This is a genomic window from Microbacterium sp. zg.Y909, assembly GCF_024626565.1.
The window spans coordinates 1-4,863 of sequence record NZ_JANJFJ010000337.1; the positions used below are offsets into that span (position 1 = coordinate 1).

Genomic DNA, 4,863 nt, shown 5'->3' on the forward strand with positions numbered 1-4,863 from the left:
CGTGACCGCGCTGGCCGTCACGGTCGCCGCAGGCGCTGTGCTCATCACGGTGGTGCGACTGGTGCAGGGCCGCGTGCTCGCACGCGACGCGGGGGTGGGGCGCCGGGGGTGACGCGGCTGGGCGCGGCCCCAACCCGCACGAGCTGCCACCCGAACGACGCGCCGTCCGGTTCAGGTGGCGGTTTCTGTTGCGTGCGGCGCCGCCGAGCCGCACGAACTGCCACTTGAGCGGCGACCCGTCCGGTTCAGGTGGCAGTTCCCGCGGCATAAAGCGCCGCCGACGCGCACGAACTGCGAGCGAGCAGTGCGGGATGCCGCCGGGCGAGCGTCCCCGAGCCGGTAGCCTCCACAGGTGATCGAAGAGCAAGCCCTCACGGGCGGCAACGCCAGCGGCGCCGCCGTCGTGCGCGTGGGCGACACCGTCCGCAAGCCGTGGACGGCCGCGACGCCGAGCGTCGTCCGCTACGTCGAGACCCTCCGCGCCGCCGGCGTCGATGCCCCCGCTCCTCTGGGCCGCGACGACCAGGGGCGACAGGTTCAGGAATTCATCCCGGGCACGCTCGCGATCGACGCCGGCCGACTCTCGGAAGCCGACCTGCACCGGGCGGGGTCGATCGTCCGAGGCATCCACGACGCGAGCGCGACGTACATCGCGGAGCCCGACGCGACCTGGCAGACGGCGATCCCGGCGCCCGGCGACGAGCTGATCTGCCACAACGACCTCGCCCCCTGGAACCTGCTCATCGGTGAGCGATGGGTCTTCATCGACTGGGATGCCGCTGCTCCCAGCACCCGCCTCTGGGACCTCGCCTACGCGGCCCAGGCCTTCACCCTCAACGACACCACGCGCCCGCCCGACGAGTCGGCGCGCGACCTCGCGGCGTTCGTCGACGGATACGGCGCGGACGCGCAGCTGCGCAGCGACCTCCCCGCGGCGATGATCCGGCGGACCGAGGCGATGTACGATCTGCTGCGCTCCTCGCAGCGCGCCGGCACCGAGCCCTGGGCGACGATGTTCACCGAAGGACACGGCGAGCACTGGCAGGCGGTCTCCCGCTACGTGCAAGCGCACGAAGCGGTATGGCGCGCGGCCCTGTAACCCACCCCGTCGTTGAGCGAGGACGCGAAGCGCCCGAGACGAAACGCCGCAAACTGTCGGACGCACCGCGTTTCGTCTCGCTCCGCCCGCTCAACGCCCGGCACCCGTCCGCTCACCCGAGCAGGGTCTCGCCGATGTACCCCCCTTCGGCGCACCCGGGCGGGACGGCGAAGACGGCCGAGCCGATCGGCGTCGTCCACTCGTTGAGCAGGTCGAGCTCATCGAGGCGCCGCTGTATCGGAACGAACTGGCGCTCGACGTCGGCCTGGAACGCCACGAAGATGAGCCCGGCGTTGGAGATCTGCCCCGCCGCCGGGGTGTCGTCGTAGTTGTATGCCCGGCGGAACATGCGCTCCTGCGGATTGTCGCTGCGTGAGCGGCGCAGGTGCGAAAACTCCGGGATGACGGGGAACCCGAGAGCCGTCGTCGCCTCGAAGTCCGGCTCGTCGAACTCGTCGGTGCCGGTGAGCGGAGCGCCGTTGGACTGGAACCGTCCGACGCTCTGGTCGCGGCCGGGTCGGTCGAGGCGGTCCCATTTGTCGAGGTCCATCGCGATGCGCCGGATGACCATGCCGGTGCCGCCGGCAGCCCACCCGTCGGTGGTGTTCCACACCACGGTGTCGAAGTCGGTGGTGCCCGGCTGCGGGTTCGTGGTGCCGTCGACCTGGCCGAAGAGGTTGCGCATGGTCGTGCCGGGCCGCACCGAGCCGTGCGCCCGGCGGAAGCCCTGCTGCGTCCAGCGCAGCGACGCGAAGCTGCGGACATCCTTCAGCAGCATCCGCGAGGCGTGGGCGACCGTGATCGGATCGTCGGCGGCGATCTGGATGACGAGGTCGCCGTCGCTGTACTCCGGCTGCAGGCGGTCGATGCCGAACGGCGGCAGCGGGCCCAGCCACCGCGGGCCCGAGGCGCCGGCGCGCGCGACGAATCCCGGCCCGAACCCGAAGGTCACCGTCAGTCGGGCCGGGGCCACGGCGAGCTCCGGTTCCGAGTCGGCCAGCGCCGGGCGACCCTGCGTCATCCGCGCCGCGTCGTCGGTGACGATGCGCATCATCCGCCGCAACCCGTCCCGATCGGTGCCGGGCAGCAGGTCGAGCGCGAGAAAGACGCCGTGCGCCTGCGCGTCGGTGTCGATCCCGGCCTGGTGCGCGCCGTAGAACGGCACGGTCACCTCGCCATTGAGCGGCACCGAGGCACCGGCATCCACCTGCCCCGGGTCGGCTGCGCGGCGCAGGGCGGCATCGATCCCGATGGCACTGACGGCGCCGACACCGGCGACGGCTCCCCCGAAGAGGAACTGTCGCCGCGTGGGTCCGGGGCGACCGGAACGGTCGGCCCGATCACGGGTGCCCATCAGTGGTCGGTCTTCTCGTGCGTGTCCTCGCCCTCGTAGGTCTCGTTCGCGCCGGCGTAGTCCTTCACGGGTGCGGTGAAGGCGTACGTCGAGTCGTCCGAGAACGTGAGGGTGACCTCGACTTCCTCGCCCGCGACCAGCGGAGCGGTGAGACCCATGAGCATGAGGTGGTTGCCGCCGGGCTCGAGCGTGAGCGCGCCGTTCGCCGGGATGACGAAGCCGCCCTCGACCTCGCGCATGACCATCTGACCGCCATCGTCGGCGGCGGTTTCGTGCAGCTCGACCATCGATGCGGCTTCGGTGGTGGCCGAGACCACGGTGACGTCGGTGTCGCTGTCGTTGATGAGTTCACCGAAGCCGGCGGACATGCCGGACTCTGCGGCCTTCACCCAGGCGTCGCTGATGGTGACGACGTCGCCCGCCGCGACGGCGACCGTGTCGGTGTCGGCGGCGGGAGTGGCGGACGCGCAGCCGGTGAGGGCGAGGGCGCCGGCGGCGAGAAGAGCGCCGAGACGGATGCGGGTGGAGCGAGTGATCACAGAATTGCCTTTCGGGAAGCCGACGCGGGTCTCAGTTGCCCGGCTCGTCGGAGGCGCCGGCAGAGCGCCGGCGGCGAAGGAAGTGGATGCCGGCGAAGGCGGCGACAGCGACCGCTGCCCCGACCGCGCCGATGACGGCGACCCGCGCGAGGCCGCCGTCCTGCGATGTGTTCTGACTCTGCTGCTCTGACTCAGCGGTGGATGCCGCATCGTCGGCGCCCGCGTCGGCACCGGCATCCGCCGGCCGCTGCAGCGGTTCGGCGTCACCCACCGTGAAGGGGATCACACCGGAGATGGGGTGGCCGTCCGACGAGACGACGCGCCACCGCACTTCATAGCCGCCCTCGGGCATGCCCTCCTCCACCGGCACCGTCACGGTGCTGTACTCGACGACCGGTTCGCCGGCTGCCCAGTCGCCGCCGTCGGCGTCGGCGATCATGACGAGCGCGCCCACCTGCATCACATCGGCGGTGAACTCCAACGACACGGATGCCGGCGCGGTTTCCAGCCGCTCGTCGGCGGCCGGGCTGCTCGACGACAGTTCGTCGTGGGCCGAGGCGGGGCCGGCGGCCGCCAGCACGACGACGACAGCGGCGGCCACGCCGGCGGTGAACTTGCGGAACGGGGACATGACAGACCTTTCGCCAGCGCCCGGCACACGGGCGCGCAGACAGTGGGCGCTCGGAGCGAGCGCAGAACACGCCGAAGCGGCCCGCTATCGGGAGGCGTCGGCGAATGTCAGAACGTCAGGGCGAGCGGTGGGCCGCGACGGGCGACCGACGAGGCGAACCGCAGGCGAAGCGGACGCGCAGGTTCTGCGGAGGACGTAGCGAGACGGCGTGCCGGCGCAGGCGCCGGAAGGCACACCGCGGGGATGAGACGACGTCGCGCCCAGCGCGCGAACTCCCCCGCGACGGCCCGCATCCGGATGAGCGCGCGCTCTCCCCGGTACAGCGCGGCCACGGTCACGACGGCGGCGAGGCCGTGCATCAGCCACATCGCGGCATCCGCCGGAGGCGGCGTCGACACGAGCGTGTCGGCGAGCGGGGTCGACGCGACGGCGCCGTGCGCATGGTGACCGGGAGTGCCGCCCGCCGCAGCGGAGGGCGAGAACGCGCCGAGCACGAAGAGGGTGTGGAACAGCGCCTGGCTGACGCCCACGCCGAGCGAGAGCCGCCACAGCGACAGCCGGCGACCCACCAGAACGGTGCACACGGCGAGCGAGAGGATCAGCGGGACGACGATGCCGATCCAGCCGGGCACCTGCCCGCCGGCGGTGACGTGCGACACCAGTGCCACGAACGTGGCCACCGTAGCCGCGAGCGCGCCGCGGACGACGCGTGAGGCTCGGGAGGGGTGCACGGTCCCATTCTGGCAGGCCTGCCCGGTTGCCCCCTCCCCGGCGCAGCCGTATCGCGGCGCGGCCCGCTCCGCCAAGATGAGCGCATGGATTCGTCGTCGATCGCGGGGTGGCTGCGCTCGCTGCCGTCCCTCACCGAGTCGCCTGCCGCCACCCTGGCCACGGCGGCGATGGGCGCACGTCCGCGTGACGGCACGCCCTCGGGGCGGGCAAGCAAGAGCAGGCGGGTGAGCGAAGCGCAACCCCCGGCAACACACAGACGGAGTGGGGTAAAACCTACGAGGAGGTATGTACCGACCTCCCGAAGGAGGATCAGTGTCCGGCAACGCCACCGCCCGCTTCGATAACGTCGCGTTGCTCTCGGTCGCGAGCGTTCTCCCCGGCCGGGTGACCACCTCGGACGACATCGAGGAGCGTCTCGCGCCCTCGCTCAAGCGCCTCCGGCTCCACAGCGGAATGCTGAAGCGCGTCGCCGGAGTGCTCGAGCGGCGCAACTGGGCGGCGGGCGAAA

The 4,863-nt window shown here is 72.0% G+C and carries 5 protein-coding genes and 1 pseudogene; 2 read left to right on the top strand and 4 right to left on the bottom strand.

Annotated features, from left to right (window positions below):
• Nucleotides 1-355: 355 nt before the first annotated feature.
• Entirely contained in the window at nt 356-1,099 is a 744-nt protein-coding gene (locus tag NQ160_RS18545) for a phosphotransferase (RefSeq protein WP_257516602.1), read from the top strand.
• A 112-nt stretch (nt 1,100-1,211) separates the two neighbouring features.
• Here NQ160_RS18545 and NQ160_RS18550 read toward each other — a convergent pair whose 3' ends face one another.
• The 4 genes from NQ160_RS18550 to NQ160_RS18565 all read right to left on the bottom strand — a co-directional run bounded on the left by NQ160_RS18550 (nt 1,212) and on the right by NQ160_RS18565 (nt 4,354).
• A complete protein-coding gene (locus NQ160_RS18550; protein ID WP_257516598.1) occupies nt 1,212-2,453 on the bottom strand; it encodes a Dyp-type peroxidase in 1,242 nt (413 codons plus the stop codon).
• On the bottom strand, nt 2,453-2,992 hold the full coding sequence (locus NQ160_RS18555) for a copper chaperone PCu(A)C (RefSeq protein WP_257516599.1): 540 nt from the start codon (nt 2,990-2,992) through the stop codon (nt 2,453-2,455). The genes NQ160_RS18550 and NQ160_RS18555 overlap by 1 nt, the downstream gene beginning before the upstream one ends.
• A gap of 31 nt (nt 2,993-3,023) precedes the next feature.
• The gene (locus NQ160_RS18560) at nt 3,024-3,623 is read right to left on the bottom strand and encodes a copper resistance CopC family protein (RefSeq protein WP_257516600.1); all 600 of its coding nucleotides are present in this window, start codon (nt 3,621-3,623) and stop codon (nt 3,024-3,026) included.
• A gap of 107 nt (nt 3,624-3,730) precedes the next feature.
• Nucleotides 3,731-4,354 carry a hypothetical protein gene (locus NQ160_RS18565; protein ID WP_257516601.1) on the bottom strand — a complete coding sequence of 208 codons (624 nt, stop codon included), beginning with the start codon at nt 4,352-4,354 and terminating at the stop codon, nt 3,731-3,733.
• 313 nt (nt 4,355-4,667) lie between these two features.
• Here NQ160_RS18565 and NQ160_RS18570 point away from each other — a divergent pair.
• A pseudogene (locus tag NQ160_RS18570) lies at nt 4,668-4,863 on the top strand (3-oxoacyl-ACP synthase III); the annotation flags it as partial.

Bases quoted from the DNA above. Each gene is read 5' to 3' on its own strand.
- NQ160_RS18550 (WP_257516598.1), bottom strand. From the start codon at position 2,453: ATGGGCACCCGTGATCGGGCCGACCGTTCCGGTCGCCCCGGACCCACG.
- NQ160_RS18560 (WP_257516600.1), bottom strand. From the start codon at position 3,623: ATGTCCCCGTTCCGCAAGTTCACCGCCGGCGTGGCCGCCGCTGTCGTC.